Source organism: Agrilactobacillus composti DSM 18527 = JCM 14202 (assembly GCF_001436375.1).
In the GTDB taxonomy this organism is placed as follows: domain Bacteria; phylum Bacillota; class Bacilli; order Lactobacillales; family Lactobacillaceae; genus Agrilactobacillus; species Agrilactobacillus composti.
In genome coordinates, this window is the sequence record NZ_AZGA01000043.1 from 15,299 (window position 1) to 33,265 (window position 17,967).

13 protein-coding genes and 4 pseudogenes are annotated in these 17,967 nt (G+C 41.8%); 4 read left to right on the forward strand and 13 right to left on the reverse strand.

Annotated elements, in window-relative coordinates:
• Positions 1–21: 21 nt before the first annotated feature.
• The 4 genes from FC83_RS07250 to FC83_RS07265 form a co-directional block, all read right to left on the reverse strand.
• Entirely contained in the window at positions 22–1,317 is a 1,296-nt protein-coding gene (locus FC83_RS07250) for an arsenic transporter (protein ID WP_003582109.1), read from the reverse strand.
• Positions 1,318–1,359: 42 nt separating this feature from the next.
• On the reverse strand, positions 1,360–3,090 hold the full coding sequence (arsA, locus tag FC83_RS07255) for an arsenical pump-driving ATPase (RefSeq protein WP_016373382.1): 1,731 nt from the start codon (positions 3,088–3,090) through the stop codon (positions 1,360–1,362).
• 51 nt (positions 3,091–3,141) lie between these two features.
• Complete coding sequence (locus FC83_RS07260) at positions 3,142–3,465, reverse strand: ArsR/SmtB family transcription factor (RefSeq protein WP_003582114.1); 324 nt, start codon at positions 3,463–3,465, stop codon at positions 3,142–3,144.
• 122 nt (positions 3,466–3,587) lie between these two features.
• Positions 3,588–4,184 carry a recombinase family protein gene (locus tag FC83_RS07265; RefSeq protein WP_003582117.1) on the reverse strand — a complete coding sequence of 199 codons (597 nt, stop codon included), beginning with the start codon at positions 4,182–4,184 and terminating at the stop codon, positions 3,588–3,590.
• A gap of 178 nt (positions 4,185–4,362) precedes the next feature.
• Between FC83_RS07265 and FC83_RS16895 the strand changes: the two are divergent.
• Positions 4,363–7,357 (forward strand): annotated as a pseudogene (locus tag FC83_RS16895) (Tn3 family transposase).
• 163 nt (positions 7,358–7,520) lie between these two features.
• Positions 7,521–8,423 (forward strand): annotated as a pseudogene (locus tag FC83_RS07280) (reverse transcriptase domain-containing protein); the annotation flags it as partial.
• A gap of 134 nt (positions 8,424–8,557) precedes the next feature.
• Here FC83_RS07280 and FC83_RS07285 read toward each other — a convergent pair.
• Together FC83_RS07285 and FC83_RS07290 are read right to left on the reverse strand one after the other, a co-directional pair.
• Positions 8,558–9,922 carry an NAD(P)/FAD-dependent oxidoreductase gene (locus tag FC83_RS07285; RefSeq protein ID WP_003645602.1) on the reverse strand — a complete coding sequence of 455 codons (1,365 nt, stop codon included), beginning with the start codon at positions 9,920–9,922 and terminating at the stop codon, positions 8,558–8,560.
• A 131-nt stretch (positions 9,923–10,053) separates the two neighbouring features.
• Entirely contained in the window at positions 10,054–10,440 is a 387-nt protein-coding gene (locus FC83_RS07290; protein ID WP_035454452.1) for a hypothetical protein, read from the reverse strand.
• A gap of 115 nt (positions 10,441–10,555) precedes the next feature.
• On the opposite strand from FC83_RS07290, the pseudogene FC83_RS07295 reads away from it, so the two are divergent.
• Together FC83_RS07295 and FC83_RS16900 are read left to right on the forward strand one after the other, a co-directional pair.
• A pseudogene (locus FC83_RS07295) lies at positions 10,556–10,912 on the forward strand (ISL3 family transposase); the annotation flags it as partial.
• A gap of 71 nt (positions 10,913–10,983) precedes the next feature.
• A protein-coding gene (locus FC83_RS16900) for an IS5 family transposase (RefSeq protein WP_152537765.1) occupies positions 10,984–11,783 on the forward strand; the annotation gives its coding sequence in 2 pieces (ribosomal slippage) (positions 10,984–11,254 and positions 11,254–11,783; 801 coding nt in all).
• A 215-nt stretch (positions 11,784–11,998) separates the two neighbouring features.
• Here FC83_RS16900 and FC83_RS07310 read toward each other — a convergent pair.
• From FC83_RS07310 to FC83_RS16905, 7 genes and pseudogenes are all read right to left on the reverse strand, one after another.
• A complete protein-coding gene (locus tag FC83_RS07310; protein WP_003582473.1) occupies positions 11,999–12,547 on the reverse strand; it encodes a ferritin-like domain-containing protein in 549 nt (182 codons plus the stop codon).
• Between the two features lie 9 nt (positions 12,548–12,556).
• Positions 12,557–12,778 carry a heavy-metal-associated domain-containing protein gene (locus tag FC83_RS07315; RefSeq protein ID WP_003582479.1) on the reverse strand — a complete coding sequence of 74 codons (222 nt, stop codon included), beginning with the start codon at positions 12,776–12,778 and terminating at the stop codon, positions 12,557–12,559.
• Positions 12,779–12,819: 41 nt separating this feature from the next.
• Positions 12,820–14,718, reverse strand: coding sequence for a heavy metal translocating P-type ATPase (locus FC83_RS07320; protein WP_035454442.1), 1,899 nt, complete (start codon positions 14,716–14,718; stop codon positions 12,820–12,822).
• 205 nt (positions 14,719–14,923) lie between these two features.
• Positions 14,924–15,595 (reverse strand): TetR/AcrR family transcriptional regulator, encoded by a 672-nt coding sequence (locus FC83_RS07325; RefSeq protein ID WP_035454439.1) that lies wholly within the window; start codon positions 15,593–15,595, stop codon positions 14,924–14,926.
• 4 nt (positions 15,596–15,599) lie between these two features.
• Positions 15,600–16,847: an ABC transporter permease gene (locus tag FC83_RS07330; protein WP_031547128.1), complete on the reverse strand. Its 1,248-nt coding sequence runs from the start codon at positions 16,845–16,847 to the stop codon at positions 15,600–15,602.
• Positions 16,825–17,568, reverse strand: coding sequence for an ABC transporter ATP-binding protein (locus tag FC83_RS07335; RefSeq protein WP_003581836.1), 744 nt, complete (start codon positions 17,566–17,568; stop codon positions 16,825–16,827). The genes FC83_RS07330 and FC83_RS07335 overlap by 23 nt, the downstream gene beginning before the upstream one ends.
• Positions 17,569–17,803: 235 nt before the next feature.
• Positions 17,804–17,967, reverse strand: a pseudogene (locus FC83_RS16905) (IS30 family transposase); the annotation flags it as partial.

The window sequence follows — 17,967 nt, forward strand, 5'->3', positions numbered from 1 at the left end:
AGTAATTGTGATTTATATTTTCTAACCAAAAATCGATAATGATAACCAGAGGCCACATAGGGTAATAAACAACACTGGGATCGTGGTTACAATTCCAATTTTAAAATAAGTCCCCCATTTAATTTTAACTCCCTTTTGAGCTAACACATGTAGCCAGACTAATGTAGCCAAAGAGCCAATTGGGGTAATCTTAGGTCCCAAATCTGAGCCGATTATGTTTGCGTACACTAACGTATGATGGATGAGCCCTGAAACGTCAGCGCCTTTGATTGATAGTGCATTAATCATGACGGTCGGCATGTTATTCATTAATGACGATAAAAGTGCTGCTAAGTAGCCCATGCCCATTGTGGCAGCAAACCGACCACCTTTTGCGATTTCGGTAATGACACCTGATAATAATGTTGTTAGACCAACGTTCTGAAGGCCGTAGACTACGACATACATACCGATTGAGAAAAAGACAATGTTCCAAGGAGCTCCTTTAATCGCTGCCATCGCATTAACATGGGAACTTCTTTGACCAACTATCAGAAAAATAGCCGCAATACTCAGTGCGATAAAGGAGACGGGGATTCCTAAGAAACCGCTACTAAAGTAACCAATCAATAGGAGGATTAAGACGACCCATGAAAACTTGAAAAGTCGCTGATCTTTTAGTGCAGAACTGGGTTCCGCAACCTGAGTGGCATCAAATTTTCGTGGCAATGCTTTTCGAAAGTAAAGATACAGGATACCAATACTACCTAACAGCGAAAATAGATCAGGAATCCACATTCTTAACGCATACGCTGAAAAGGAAATTCCAAAAAAGTCTGCAGAGACAATATTTACCAAGTTACTAACAATCATTGGTAAAGAAGTGGTATCGGCAATAAAGCCACTGGCAATAATAAAAGGGAAAACTTGCTTTTCATCAAAGTGTAAGGCACGAACCATTGCTAAAACAATGGGGGTAAGAATCAGAGCAGCCCCATCATTAGCAAAAAGGGCAGCAACGACGGCGCCTAAGGTGGTCACCAAAATAAACATGCGAATACCGTGACCGTTTGCCCAGCGAGCCATGTGTAAGGCGGCCCATTCAAAAAATCCGATTTGATCTAAAATGAGTGAAATCAGAATAATAGCCACGAAAGATAAGGTGGCATTCCAGACAATTCCGGTAACTGTTCCAACATCTTTAAAACTCACCACGCCAAACAATAATGCTAAAATTGCACCACCAACGGCTGTCCATCCAATTGATAATCCTCTAGGTTGCCAGATAACGAATAATAATGTGAGTAAGAAAATTCCAACGGCAAAAAAGACTTGCATGATACCTCCTAAACTGATTAATTATTTTTTTCCTTTAATTAATTAAACCGTTAAAAGCGTTTTTTCGTAATTTGGTTGCCATTGCATAACAGCAAAATGATTATTCGAAAGCTCTTTTACCTGATCAATCCATTTAACTTCGCTTTGCACTCGAGCCAGCAAACATGGATCAGTGGTTTGAGTTGCCAACATACTTTGGTTGACCACCCACCAAGTATGAGCTAGACTGGCTCGCTTCAAATCGTCATCTAACCGCATTGATTCATAAACCGGCGTGGCTTCTGGTAGCGTTACCATAACAATTTCAGTTTGCTTAGGATCTTGTAGTCTTGGTAACAGATTAACGACTGCTTGTGGGACGCTGCCGGAGGTATGGGCAACTTCTTGAGCATAGCTTTGGGTCGAGTTTAACAGTAAGAGTGTATGACCAGTCGGAGCCGTATCAACCACAACGACGTCACTATCATTTTGGGCGACTAACTCAGCAAAAGCTCGGAAGACAGCAATTTCTTGAGTACATGGTGAACGCAAATCTTCAGCGACATAATCAACATCATTAGACTTCATGGTCTTTTTAGCAGTAGTGAGAACTTCGTTTTGATATTCTTTTAAAGACTTTTTCTCATCAATATGGCTCACCTTGATCAGCGGACTTGTGATTTTGAAGTATTTCAAATGATCAGCTGGGTCAGTGGTAGCCAAGTGCACGGTTTTGTGTTGAGCAGCTATCTTTTGGGCAATTTGAACGGCAACGGTTGTTTTACCAACGCCACCTTTGCCCATGGTGAAGATAATTTTTTTATTTGACTGCACTAAATTCTTCACGACAACATCCAGATCAGGAAAGTGACTAGCAGTAACCGGTTCCTCAGTGATTTGCGGCTGCTGGTCTTTCAATAGTAGTCGTAAATTAGCTAATCCCAATACGTTGTATGCTCGCAATGGGATTGCTAACTTGGGTAGCTGGTCTAAAGTGACTGGCATATTCTGCAAATCAGCTTGCTGTTGTTTAAAAATAGTCTGAGAAACTGCGTCGGTTGGCTGATTTAAGATACCGTTAATGATTAGTTGCTGGTTCTTAATGTTTAAGGCTGCCAACTCATGTGAAGCGCGTTGTGCCTCCAGAAGGGCGCCTTTTTGTGGTCGGGTAACTAAAAACAAAGTCGTCGCTTGAGGATTGCCTAAAGTTTCAACCGCTTTTTGATACATAGCTTTCTTATCATTTAAGCCAGCTAGTTGGCCGAGACAGGATGCACCACGATCATTCTTATCCAGGTAATTACTCCAAGCAGAAGGCAATTGCAGCATTCTTAAGGTATGGCCGGTCGGCGCGGTATCAAAAATAATATAGTCAAATTGCTGATTAATCTTGGAACTAGTTAGAAAGTTGGCAAATTCATTAAATGCAGCAATTTCAACCGTACACGAGCCTGATAATTGTTCAGCCATATTCTGAATGGCTTCTTTGGGCAACACGCCTCGATAAGGTTGAATAACCTGCTCGCGATACTCGTTCGCAGCAATGACCGGATCAAAGTTGGCAGCAAACAAACCGGAAATGTTTGGAATCGGCTTTGGCTGATTGGTTAAACTAACTTTAAAAACGTCCTGCAAGTTACTAGCTGGATCAGTGGAAACGATCATAACTCGGTGACCAGCATCAGCTAAGCTAATTGCAGTGGCACTGGCAACCGTGGTTTTGCCAACCCCACCCTTGCCGGTAAAAAATAGGTACTTGGTTAAATTAATCTCTTGTGGCGAATACTTTTCCATCATTTTTCAGCTCCTTATATAGACACGCGTCTATGTATTGCTTAAAAAAACTTAATTGGCAACATCTTTTTCACAATCAGACCGTTGGCAAAGGCAGTGCTCATCAGCGGCTAACAGTTGGTCGGTATTCTGTTTAAACTCTTGGACAAACCTTTTTTGTAGGGAATAGTGTTGCCATTTCCCATCCTTTACCGCAAACACAATACCTGCATTTTGCAAAACCTTCATATGATGAGACAAAGTGGGTTGAGAAAAATCAAAATGCTGGAGGATATCACAAGCACAAAGTGATCCACATGAAAGCAGATCAATGATTTTTAGGCGGTTCGGGTCAGCCATTGCTTTTAGCATTTGAACGTAATTTTGATAATCCATTTTTTCTCCTTCCATTACATAGACGATCATCTATGTATAGTATAAGAGCTACTCCAATGGCTTGTCAACTTTGTTAAAACTAAAGGTCGTAAATCTTTTTTGGAATCCATAATATTTAGAAGTCAGTTGTGAGAAGCAGATGGGTCATCTTTTCTTTTAAGCTTTTTTAGTTTTAACCGATTCACTTCGCGGTAAAAAGTTCCTGAGGAAATTTGGTTGGTGGCCAAAATTTCTTTAACTGAATAGTCACCACTTTGATACATCCGAATGGCAATATCCAACTTTTCTTGGGCGATTCGTGGTCGGCCAACTGTCACGCCACGCCGACGACTGGCCGCAATCCCTTCTTTAACCCGATCAGCTAATAAATTCCGCTCCAGTTCCGCAATCACACTCATCATTTGCAGCATGGCTCGACCAGTTGGGGTCTCGGTGTCCATCTGCTCCTTTAAAGAAACAAACTTAATTTGTTTTTGGTGCAGTAATTGAATCAGATTTAAAATGTCCAACGTATTGCGGCCCAAGCGGGAAATACTTTCAACGACCACGACATCATGAGCCCGAATGGTTTGGAGAAGCTGGGTAATTCCCGGTCTTCTTTGCCGGGTCCCGGTAAACTTTTCTTGAATGATTTTTTCGGCACCATAAGCCATTAATTGATCAATTTGGCGATTGAGATTCTGATCATCTTTTGAAACCCGTGCATATCCAATAATCATGAGTGACTCCTTAGTTTTTTGATAGCCAGGGTAAATTTAGCTATCTTTTGGCAATGGTTTATTATAAACTTTTTGATAATGAGTTTTTGAAAACTCAAAACCCGGTTAAATCAACCTAATCAAAGTATAGCGAAACCTTTCCAAAAACTATAGTTTTTTAAAAACATTAGAGAATAATATGCCGACTAACCCGCATCACCAACAAAGCTTCGGAACTTTTGAGGGCATCTCTTCTGCCGATCAACTGCGGCTGTATTTTCAATTAACTGATTTTGATCGCGCGTTAATTGATGAAATGCGTTCCGCAACGACTAAATTAGGCTTTGCCGTTCAATTGAGCTCAGTTAGATTTTTAGGAACTTTTCCAACTAATCTACAACAAGTCCCAGCTGAGGTAATTGATTATTTAGCTAAACAGTTAACTATTGATGGTCGGGCATTAGCAGGCTACACGCGAAAAATGACCATTAGCCAACATATGGCGCTGATTAAGCGAAAATATCATTATCAAGCCTTTACTGATCCCGCGGTCAAAGCGAGCCTGAACGACTGGCTGCTTGAGCGAGCGCGTTTTACAAACGAAACCGAAAAACTACTTTTTGATATGCTGCTAAAAAAATGTTTGGATGAAAAAATTCTCTTACCAGGGGTGACCACCTTTGAACGCTTTGTTAATGGGGTCACGGAGGTTGCCGCCGACCTTTTGGATAGTCAATTAGTGGCCGTCCCTTCAGCGGAAGAAACGGACCGACTTTTAAATCTGTTAACTGCCGTTGGGGGAACCCATCTATGGGGCCACCATTAAAATGGATCTCTTAAGAAATCCTTTGATGGATGAAAGCCGCAAAGAAATTAACCGTGGCTTTACTCGATTAAAACAGTTTCAACAATTTAAAACTGAGGATTGGCAATTAGGCGCAATTCCAGCAGGAAAGTTAAAGAATCTGGCCAACTATGCTTTTAAAGCCAAGGCCTGTCTGATTAAACGGATGTCCGTCAAAAGACAAACGGCGTTATTGGTCGCTTTTGTTTCCGAGTATCGCAAACGAGCGATGGATGAACAATTACTAGCTCTTTCACGCTTCTACGAGACGCTTTTTAAACGGGCCAAAAATAAAGAAGCCAAGGAACGGCTGCGAACCATTAAAGATTTTGATCATGCAGCTTTAACGCTCTCCCAGATTGTCAGGTTATTGATGGACGAAACGATCAGCAGTCAAGATCTCAGAAACAAAGTTTTAGCAACTTATCCACCTGAAATAATTGAGTCAGCCGTTACCCAGGTTAATCAGTTAGTGCGTAATGAGCGAGAACCAATTGCCATTGAAGAACTGTTAAATGCTTATCGAAAATTCCGGAAATTCATTCCGGATATTTTAGCCACTATTGTTTTTGAAGGGACTACCAATGGCCAAGATTGTCTGATGGTTTGGGAGTTTATTCGCCAACGGTTTCCGCGCCCGGTTACCTATCGGATGTTTGAACAGATCGTCGAAAAACTACCGAAAAAATGGCGTTATTATATTCGTGAGAACCCCCAAGTAACCAATCAGTGTGTGTTGATTGCCGGCATCGAGCTTCTGGTTCATGGTCTTAAGCGTCATGATATTTACGTCCGGCAAAGTAATCGCTATCTTGATCCCATGGCCTGCTTAATTGATAAGTCTACTTGGCGTCAACAAAAGGCCGTTTTGATTCAACAACTTGATTTACCGCAGACTGGTCAAGCAGCCGTTGAAGCGGTGAAACAGGATTTAGCTTTATCCTATGCCGAGGCCCTAAAAAATTGGGCTGATTCAGAAATGGCCCAGGTCAAAGAGGTTGACGGCCAAGAAAAAATTATTGTGGCCAAATTACGCAAAGTCCGTGAACAAAAGGACGAAGCGGCCTTTAAAAGTCGGGTTCGGCATTTAATTCCCAAAATTGATTTATCGGATATTCTCTTGGAGGTTAACCAACAGTTACAGTTAACACAATGTTTTAGTCACGTTAGTGAAAGTGGGACGAAGATGAAACACGTTGATATTAGTATTTTAGCGGTTTTATTAGCTGAGGCTTGTAACATTGGCCTTTCGCCAGTGGCTAAAAACAGTTCAAATAGTCTAAAATACGATCGGTTAATGTACGTGGACCATCAATACTTGCGAATTGATACCCTTGCCGCCGCCAATCGCCGCATTATTAACGCGCATAAAAAATTAAAAAGTGCGCTCATCTGGGGCGACGGTCAAATGGCTTCGGCCGATGGCATTCGTTACGTTACCCCCCAAAGGTCTTTATATTCTCGTAGCAATCCAAAATACTTTGGCCGCGGTCGCGGGGTTACTTTTTACAATTTTGTTTCTGATCAATATATCGGCTTTCATGGCATGGTGGTTGCAGGGACCTTACGAGATTCTCTCTACCTATTAGAAGGCTTTTTAAATCAAGGCAGCAGTTTGGAACCCACTCAGATTATGACCGACACCGCCGGTTATAGCGATTTAGTCTTTGGCTTATTTGGCCTATTAGGTTTTCAGTTCAGTCCCCGAATTGCTAATAGTCAGGGAACCAAGCTATGGCGGATTGATTCGACCGCTGATTATCAAGTCTTAAATGGGGTGTCTCAAAACCGCATTAATTTAAGGTTGATTGAAGAACATTGGGAGGATATTTTACGCGTGGCCGGTTCGTTAAAGTCTGGTAAGGTCAATGCGACAGAATTAACTCAGGCCTTGCAACGTGAAGGCCACCCAACCGCTTTGGGTAAAGCGATTACTGAATACGGCAAAGTCTATAAAACGAAACATCAATTACGCTATCTTTCAGATGAGATTTATGCGCGTCAAATTTTGGAACAGCTAAATAAAGGTGAAGCTCGGCACGCGCTTTGTCGAAACATCTTTTATGGTCGGAAAGGGAAGCTTTATCAAACGTATTTTGATGGTATGGAAGAACAACTAAACGCTCTCAGTTTAGTCACGAATGCCATTATTTATTGGAATACCGTTTACCTGGAAAAGATTGTGACGCAGATGCAATCAGAAGGGTTTGATTGTTCTGACGACATGATCGGCAAATTATCGCCACTGATGTTTGAACACATTAACTTTGTCGGTAAGTACACGTTCCAATATAATGAAGCGTTAGAAAATGGTCATTTAAGACCATTGGATGAAGCAGACGAAAAATAAGATTGTTCGGTTTTTAAAGTCTACCGCTACTTTTCGTACGAATGTTCCAGAGCTCTTTTTAAATAAAGCCAATATAAAAAATCAGAAACGCTGTTAAATCAACGTTTCTGATTTTTTGTTCGGGATCCTACCGCTACTTTTCGTATGGATGTTCCATTGACCCCAAGTAGTAGATCTTTATAATCAAGGTTATCGAAGAGTTGTCGACTTAGACCTAAAAGCCTATTTTGATAACGTTAATCATGACTTGATGATTAAGTATCTCCAACAATATATTGATGACCCATGGACACTAAGACTCATTCGTAAGTTTCTAACTAGCGGAGTCTTAGACCATGGGCTTTTCGCTAAGAGTGAAAAAGGAACCCCACAAGGAGGGCCATTGTCACCACTACTGGCGAACATCTATCTAAATGAGTTGGACGAAGAGTTGACTAGACGTGGTCATCACTTTGTGCGCTATGCGGATGATTGTAACATCTATGTTAAAAGTCAACGAGCCGGAGAACGAGTAATGCGAAGCATTACCCAGTTTCTAGAAAAGCGCTTGAAAGTTAAAGTGAACCCAGATAAAACCAAAGTCGGTAGCCCGCTACGGTTGAAGTTTCTTGGCTTTTCGTTGGGTGTAGACCACAATGGGGCCTACGCCCGTCCAGCTAAACAATCGCAACAACGAGTAAAGAAAGCACTGAAGTTATTAACTAAACGTAATCGTGGAATATCTCTGACAAGAATGTTTGAAGAAATTCATCGAAAAATGCGTGGGTGGCTTCAGTACTACTCAATTGGGAAACTAACTAACTTTATTCAACGCCTTGACAAGTGGTTGAGGGTCCGAATAAGGCAGTATATTTGGAAGCAATGGAAAAAGTTTAAAACTAAGGTAACTAACTTACAGAAGTTGGGGCTGTCCCAGCATGATGCATATGTCTTCGCTAGTACCCGAAAGGGCTACTGGCGAACTGCACATAGTAAGACCTTGAGCTATTCTCTAACTAATAGAAAACTGGAACAACTCGGACTTATGAATATGTCCAAGACGCTCCAGTCAATTCAATGTGATTAAGTTGTCGAACCGCCGTATACGGAACCGTACGTACGGTGGTGTGAGAGGTCGATAATTGAACTAATCAATTATCTCCTACTCGATAAAACATGACTAGTTTTTATCTTTATAATTTATTTTTATTAACGATTAAATTAGAATCTTGCCATACCTAATGCATGTTGAGCAGCTAGGTTAAGCAAACTCCATTGACGGTCAAATCCTGGTTGGAAGAAGAAGTCTTGTTCAGCCAAGTCTTCCAAGCGCATCTTATGACTAATTGCCAAAGCTAAAACATTGCCTTGAGCAGTAATATCATACTTAGAAAGGACAGCACCGCCTAAGATTTGGTGAGTATATGGATTAAAGGTTAAGCTGACATATACCTTAGGATTATCTGCTTCTGGGACATAAGCTGGACGCATATGATCTTCATAGAAGCTAGTTTGACAATCAAGCTTATTCTTAGCAGCTGAAAACTTATTTAATCCCGCAGTAGCGAAGTGATAGTCAAAGACGCTAAGAGCTGAAGCACCGATAACACCCTTGAAAGCGCGATCTGGCTTATCTTCAAAGATATGATCAACCACATATTGTGCTTCTCTTCTAGCAGTAGTAGCTAAAGCAATTGGCATTGGCTTACCTGCTGGAATAGAAAGTGGCAAAATTGCATCTCCAATAGCGTAAACGTCTTTAACATTCGTTCTCAAGTATGGATCAGTCTTAATCCAGCCTCTTTGATCTAAATCAACTGTGTCCTTTAGCCAATCAGTATTAGGAGTTACCCCTGCTGAAACAACAACCAAGTCAGCTGGTATATCGCCTTGATCGGTCTTGACGCTTTCAACTTTTTCATTACCGTTGAAGCCTTCAATTTTAACGCCCATCTTCAAGTCCATATTCTTCTTAAAGGTAGGTTCCAAAACATCAAGCAATTCAGGGTTCAAGTAAGTTCCTAATGGACGATCAATCATGTCCATTAAAGTTACATGCTTGCCAGCTTTAGCAAATACTTCACTAGCTTCAGTACCAATATAACCAGCACCAACAATAGCAACATTCTTAATTGCTGGATTGTTAACAGCACTCATTAACTTAGAAGCCCAATCACGTCCACGCATTAAATAGATATTCTTAAGATCATTGCCAGGTACTGGTAAAAACTTTGGCGTTACACCTGATGAAAGAATTAACTTATCATATTGAACTTCTTCTTCAGAATTATTGGTTAAATCCTTAACTGTTACTGTCTTATGTTCAGGATGAATCGCGGTTACTTCATGGTTGGCATAAACATGACCGCCCTTCTTTTCAACATCTTCAGGAGCAAAGTTTCTGACGTCATCTTCAGCCGTAACTTTATTTTCTAAGTATAATTGCATACCACAGGACATAAATGAAATAAAGTCGCCAGCTTCATAAACAGTTACATCTACATCATTATATTTATCCAACAGCTCAATTGCTGATTCATGACCACCATGTGAAGCACCAACAATTACAATTTTACGTTTATCCATAAAATCCTCCTAACACAATAGTTTCTTCATTACATTTTCAAGAGTAACACTTATTACTTAATGTCTATCATATTTTGCTCAATAAATTGATTAAAAATAAAAGTTTGGAGTTGACGCTCCAAACTTTTTTGCTATATCTTCTGCTCAACATCATGAATCTTCACAACTAATACAGTGCGAATCCAATCAAATTGGGCTTTCATTTGGTCAAAATATGCGCCTTCATTAATGAATTGACCACTGCCATGAATATGATAACCGCGACCCATTCCAGCGGTTCCTGAATAATTGTAAGAACCAATCGTAATGATCAGTTCATGTTTTGGATCTTTTTCAAAATCTTGTTCAATCGAGTGCATCCCCGCAGCTGGAATCAAAATTATATCATCAGAAACCACGTTAATATATTGTGACCAAGTATTAACTACGCTAGCTGGATTACCATTAATCGAGACAATCGTTGCCGGCCCTTTGTCTTGTAAAACATCTAAAAAATCTTCGTTCATTATTTTTGTCATGATTTTTACCTCCTATGTTCTGCTATTCAACTATATTCCTAAGCACCGCCAAGTTATGACAGAATTTCAAAATTAATATTGCTGGATAATTCGTTGCAACTTTTCCAAATATTTTTCTTTTAACTCACTGAGAGTCCAAGTCATGAAGACCTTTGATAAAAGATCCAGACAGTATCAGCTACTCAAATCTCCCTGGAAATTATACTTGAAGAAGTTTGATGAGCTTGAAAAAGTTCATCCTCGCTACAACTGGCATTACAAAGACTGCTTAACTCAAGCACAAGTAGTTACAGAAGGCATTAACACCAGCACTACTTTAGAGAATTCATATAACCTGATGCAAAGCTTTATTCAAGCCGTTGAAACTGGCAATACGCATGAGCTTAAATCATTGATTACCAGCAAAGATTCAATTGGAACCCTAATGCATAAGACGCTGCTAACTTTTAAATACAATCTAAAAGCGGTGCTTAGAAGCTGTTTAGTATCTTGGATTTTGACCCAATAATTTGATAAACTACTGTCAAAAAAGTTGGTGATCATATGCAACATTTTAGTCATCATTACCAAAGCAATATTACTCGGCAACAATTTGAATTAATTCGACCAGCTTTAGAAAATTTTCGTAAGCGAACTAAGCCTCGAAAATATGACCTCTACGAGGTCTTCTGTGCGGTCCTATATGTCTTGAAAACCGGTTGCCAATGGCGTCAAGTCCCCGGTGATTTCCCAGAATGGCGGTCAGTTTACAACTATTACAAAATTTGGTCAACTAAAGCTGAGCCTACGGCTGATTCTTTATTGGAACAAGTTTTAAAAAAATTGTCATTGCTCGGCGAACTGACCAAGGACGTTCAGCTTTAACTTCCTTTATTATCGTTGACGCTCAGAGCGTCAAAAACACCGCTACTGCTGAAAACAAAGGTTACGACGCTGGTAAGAAAATCTCGGGGATTAAGCGCCATCTGGCAGTTGATATCAATGGCTTTCCGCAGGCCATTCACATGACGCGAGCGAATGTCTCTGATCGAGACGGGGGCAGTGCAATGATCGCTTTACATGCCATGCATTTACGCCAGGTTCAAAATGTCTTAGTTGATGGTGGTTATTCAGGCGTTAATTTTCAGCTCGATGTAGCCAGTAATTTAAACGCAACCGTGCAGGTTGCGAAGCGCAATGAGTTGCATCGATTCGAAGTCATGCCCCAACGTTGGGTAGTCGAACGATCTTTTAGTTGGCTAGAGAATTGTCGGCGACTTTGGAAAAATTGTGAGCGTCAATTAACCACCAGTCTGCAAATGGTCGTTTTAGCGTTTTTAGCACTATTACTTAAGAGATTTTAGACAGCTTCTTAGGATGCCTGATTTTGACAAATTAAGTCAGGAACAAATTTCAACCTATCAGCGGACAGCTTATCGGGTTGGCTGGTGGATCCTGGCAAGTACGATTGCCTGTGTTATTGTGCTGATTTGTTTGAATCTTTGAATTCGAAAAAATGATATTAAAAAAGTTCCGAAGCAAAATTGCTTCGGAACTTTTTTCGTGTATCTATTGAGGATTAATCTTCGTCGTCTTCCTCATCCAAGCCTTCTCGTGGTGTCTTACCAAGCAAGGCCTGCAGAGTAGCGATGTTGTGGTTGTTATCTTGCAGCAGGCCAACCAAATGTTGTGCCAAGACTGGACGGTCTTCTTTTTCAGCCAGCTTAATTGCCCGGGTGACAAACATGTTCTCAGTGTCATAGTCGTGGACGAAGTCGTTGACCAGCCACTCTACAGATTCATATTTGTTCTGACCATTTTCTTCCAGCATGGTGTACTCTGTGAATTCCTTTTGGGTACTTGGCGTAATTAAGGCCTCATCGATTAAGACCGTGCCCAAGGCATCCTTTTGGTCGTACGCCTGCTTAAGTAAGTCGCCGAATAGGACTTTCAGCTGTTGGGCCGACATTCCCTTCACATACCATTTTGCCATCTGGAGTTTGTTGGATAAAACTTCCAAATTGGCAACGATGTGGCCGGTCATCGCACCAGCCGTTGGGGTATGGTGGTCGATATCTGCTTGCTTAACTTCTGCTTCAAATAATTTTTCGGGGGTTGCTGTTGTCATATTCTTCACCTATTTCACTTTCATTGATTGAACTTCATAGCCTAAATCAGTTACCGTGTCTGACAATTTGTCTGCGGAAATTTTATCGCCGTCAAAATCAGTTTTGACTTTGGCTGCATTGAACAAGACTTTGACGTTTTCCACACCATCCTGCTTTTCAAGTGCGCCCTTGATCTTTTGCATGCATGACGGGCATGACAGCGCGTCTAATTGTAAAATTGCTTTACTCATATTGATAACCTCCATCTCATTTACTGTTTTAATGATACATCCTATTCGCCAACCGATAATTGATCTGGATCAAGTTTGGCAGCTTTTGGCTGATAATTAATTAATCGCATTGCGTTGAAGATGACAACCAGGATACTGGCTTCATGGACAAACATTCCGCTGGCCATGTAAATAAATCCGAGAATCAAGCCAATCAGGAGGGCGACAACCGTCGCAATGGCGATGAAAATGTTCTCCTTGGTGTTGATGACCGTTTTTTTGGAAAGTCCATATGCATGGATCAATTCATTGAATCCTGATGACATCAAGACGACATCAGAGGTTTCAACCGCCACGTCGGTTCCACTTCCCATGGCAATCCCGATGTCAGCCGTCACTAATGACGGACTGTCGTTGATGCCGTCGCCGACAAAGGCAACCTTGTGGCCTTCCTGCTGGAATTGTTTAACGTATTCGACTTTTTGTTCCGGCAAAAGTTCTGCGTGGACTTCGTCAATGCCGATTTGTTCTGCAACGGCATTGGCTGTCTGCAGGTTATCACCGGTCAGCATAACCGTCTTCTTGATGCCGAGTGACTTGAGTGTCGCCAGGCTTTGCTTAACGCCTTGACGAATCACATCCGAGATACCAAGAATGGCTTGAATTTGCCCGTCGAAGGCAACGATAACTGTTGAACTGCCTTCGCCTTGGATGTTTTCCAAGTCTTGACGTTGTTCAGACGTCAAATCAACATTTTCATCGTTCATCATTCTCAAATTACCAATTAAAACATTTTTACCGTTGGCAGTTGCCTTAACGCCACGGCCTTTGACTGTGTCAGCATCGGCAACTTGAACGTCCTCAAACGGAATATGATGATCACCTGAGAATTTAACAACTGCTTGTGCCAATGGATGATCCGACTGCTTTTCAACGGCTGTGGCAATTTGCAAGGCCAACTGGTCTCTTGAGTAATCTTTGAACTGAGTAACCGCCGTTTTCCCTTCAGTCAGGGTCCCGGTCTTATCGAATACCAACGTGTCGACATTGGCAAAGGTGTTCATCACTTCACCGCCCTTGATCAAGACACCGTTTTTCGCACCATTACCGATTCCAGCCACGTTTGAAACCGGGGCGCCGATGACCAAGGCCCCAGGGCATCCCAAGACCAAAACGGTAATCGCTAATCGGAAATCTTTGGTAACCAAGCCCACAATCAATGCAATGATCAAAACTGCCGGAGTGTAATAAGTCGCAAATTTGTCAATAAACTTTTCTGCTGGCGACTTGGTGTCTTGAGCATCCTCAACCAGTTCAACAATTTTGCCAAACGTGGTGTCGTCGCCAACCTTGGTTGCCCGAACTTTAAGTGTTCCGTTGTCTAAGATGGTGCCAGAGAATACCTGATTGCCAGTGCCCTTAGTGACTAGTTTTGATTCACCAGTAATACTGGCTTCGTTGATGTGACCGGATCCATCCACAATTTCCCCGTCAACCGGAATCTGACCGCCGGCTTTGACCAAGACGACGTCGTCAACGTCGACAAAGTCAACATCCGTCTTCTCAGTGTTGCCGTCATCATCTACAATCATTGCGGTAGTCGGTGCCATTTCCGTCAAATCTTTAATTGAGTGGCGGGTTTTGGCCAACGTTTTGTCTTCCAAAAACGTCCCAAATAAGAACAAGAAAGTGACGATTGCTGATTCATTGTACTCGCCAATGATGAAAGCGCCAATCACAGCAATGCTGACAAGTAATTCGATGCTGATCGTTTTAAACCGGAGTGCTGAAACCGCCCGAAGAACGATCGGCACAGCTGAGATAATTGAAGCGGCGATAAATGAAACCGTGTAGATCATATCGCTGTCAACAACTTTCCCCAAGAGACCTACGCCAATTAATATTGCCGTTATCAATGTAATTTGATTTGTGTGTTGATTAATATATCTTTGAAATTTCATAATCCCCGCTCCATTTCTTAATTGATGTCTTTAGTATATGGTGGTTCGACCGATAAAGAATTGACGTGGATCAAGTTTGAAATTTTTGTTTGGGTAATTAATGGCGAATATTTTGGATGTAAGCTGATTCCTGAGACAGCTTCTTAGCGGTCATTTGAACGCTAAGTACAGAAGTGGCTTTAGTTTATATCAAGTAACAGTTAGCTCACTGACCAGTAATTTGATCATGTTCACCCGGGGTCAATATTTTGGTCATCACCGTAATCAAATACGCTTGTTCGCGCTCAATTTCAGTTCCCGGCAATTCCAGTATTAACCGCGCTAGGTAACCGAATAGCTGCGATAACAAACTTTGCAGTATCAAATCATTCGGCCAATCCACAATCAAATGATCTGCTTTTAGTTGATTTATGACACTTCCCATCTGCTTGACCATCTTAGGCGCAATCTGGCTAAGAATCTGTTCGCGTCGTTCGGTGTCAAAAGCTGCCATTTCAAAAATGACCTTTAACTCTTTCACGTTAGCTTTAGCAAATGCAACTCGGTCCGTAAAAATTGCTGTGACGAATGCCTGTAGACTGGGATAACGCTGCCGTAATTCATCCTCTGAAAAATCACTCGCTAAAATTGGCACAATGTGCGCGGCAATTGGTGCTAAGATGGCATCCCGTAAGGCAGCCTTAGTCTTATACCGCCGATAGACCGTCCCCTCCGCAGCGCCGGCCCGTTGTGCAATATCACTAGTACTGGTCTGGTCAAAACCCTTTTCAGCAAACAAATCGAGACTTGCCTGGAGGATGGCCCGTTGCTTAGGTGTAATCGTTTCATTCTGACTTAGATCCTGTTGAAAATAATCCCGTATCCGTGGTCGTTCCATATCCTCACACCTTCCGATAACGTTTCATTCCAACAATATTCAACATTGTTAGTACGACCATAAACCCTACTAATATTAACAAATTGACACCAATATCGCCAAGCCCAGCACCCTTTGTCACAACAGCCGTCAACGCATTAGCACCATAGTATAACGGCATGATGTGGGCAATTGCTTGCAACCAACTGGCCATGCCATCGACTGGAACCAACCCAGCAAAAAAGATTTGTGGTACAACAATCAGTGGAATAAACTGAATCATTTGAAATTCTGAGTTAGCAAAGGTGGAAATAAAGATACCCAAGGTCAAAGCCACTAACGCTAATAATAAGTTAGTCAGAAAGACCAGCCAAATACTACCAACTAAGTGAATCTTGAAGACCGTAATTGTAAAAACAACGGTCAGGACAGTCTGAATGATGGCAAAGCCCCCATAACCAATTAGATAGCCCATAATAATTTCACTCCGTCGAATTGGGGTTGCAAGTAGCCGGCTTAGGGTTCCAGTAGTGCGTTCATTCAAAAGTGAAACGCCAGAAATCAAGAACACAAAGAAGAAGACAAAGAAACCGAGAAAGGCTGGCAAAAAGCTTTCAAAGAACGTTGAATCACTACTACCATAAATATAATGAGACTTAGTCGTATAACTGGTTGCTTTAGCTGACTGAGTCGAACTAGACGTCGTGGCTGTGGCCTGCTTGAGTTGCTTTTGTAATTTCTCAGCAGTTGCCTGGTCACCGCGGGCCTGGGCTTGTGCAATGGCAGTCTTCAGCTTGGTCACCGTTGCTTGTGTCTGGGCTGCTGTCAGCTTCTTCAAAGCGGCTTGTTGCGATTCAAGGGCCGCGCGCTGTTTCTTAGTAACGGTCACCAGCGTCTTCATTTTCAACTTGACTAATCCTGATTGTAAACTCGCCTTAATTAAAGACGTGTTGGTTGGATTGCTATTTGAATAAGTAATCGTCAATTGACCATTTTTCTGAGTCAAATAGCCATCTAGATCATGCTGCTTAATCATTTTCCGTGCCTGTGAACTATCATAATGATGAATCGTCACGTTTTTGGTATCGATCACGTTAACCACGGATTGGTCTACATGATGAACACCCAAGCTTGCTACTTGCGTCGTGTTGTTTTGAAATAAGAAATACATCAGCGTCATAATCAGCAATGGTGCCAAAAACATCAGCGCCAAGGTACGCTTATCACGTAACATTTGCTTAAAAACTCGTCTAACGATTGCCATCGTTCGCATCTTGCATCCGCCCCGCTTTCAAAAAGACCTGTTCGATCGTATCTACTGCATACTGTTGTTTCAGTGCCGCGGGTGTCCCCTCAGCAAGCGCAATCCCGTGCCGAATCAACATGAGATAATCACACCGTTCTGCTTCGTCCATGACATGCGTTGTCACGAGCATCGACTTACCGGTATCCTTGAGCTTATTTAGTTCGGTCCAAATTTGTTGCCGTAATTCTGGATCAATCCCAACGGTCGGTTCATCTAAAATCAATAATTGGGGATCCTGAATCAGGGCGATTGCCAACGACAAGCGCCGTTTCATCCCACCCGAATAGCCACTGACCCGCTTGTCTAATTGGGATGTCAAGTCAACTAATCCGGCTGCATAATCAATCATCTGTGCTAACTTTATTTTTGGAACGCTCATCAATTGCCCAAACAAGGTCAGGTTTTCACGGGCCGTTAGTGTCTCATACAAAGCGTCACTTTGAGCCATATACCCTACTTGTGCCATTACCGCCCTATTGGGCATCACCGTATCCATGACTTTAACAGTGCCACTATCCACAGCTTCCATCCCTAAAATACTCTTGATCAAGGTGGTCTTCCCAGCTCCTGATGGCCCAATCAAGCCATAAATCATTCCAGCCGGCAGTGTCAAATCAATCTGATTGAGCACTTGCTGATGACCAAAGTGCTTGCTGACCTGCTTGGCGATGACATAATCCGTTGCCATTTTAAGAACCCTCTTTCTCAAAGTGAGTGTATACTCACTCACTTAATGGCTTTAGTATAATCAGTACATCTCGGTTTGTCAACATTAAAATAAGTTATCACTCACTTATTTTGTTTCCGGCCCATTTGTCACCGCATTGCAAACAAAAATGCGCCACCCCGTTGTTGGGATGTCGCATTTTAATTAAATAGCAGCACTGATATAAGCGTTAGCAATGTTTTGGTAGATTGCAAATTTAATCCGAATTTTTGGACAAATTTGTCAGCATAACCTGATACGGTGTTTGCCAGTCGAGTATTTTAAGCGGTCGCTGGTTAATTTGGAGTAACGTCGTCGTTAAATTTTGAGCACTAATGTGCTCAAAATAAGTCCCCTTAGGATAAAAATAGCGTAAGTTCC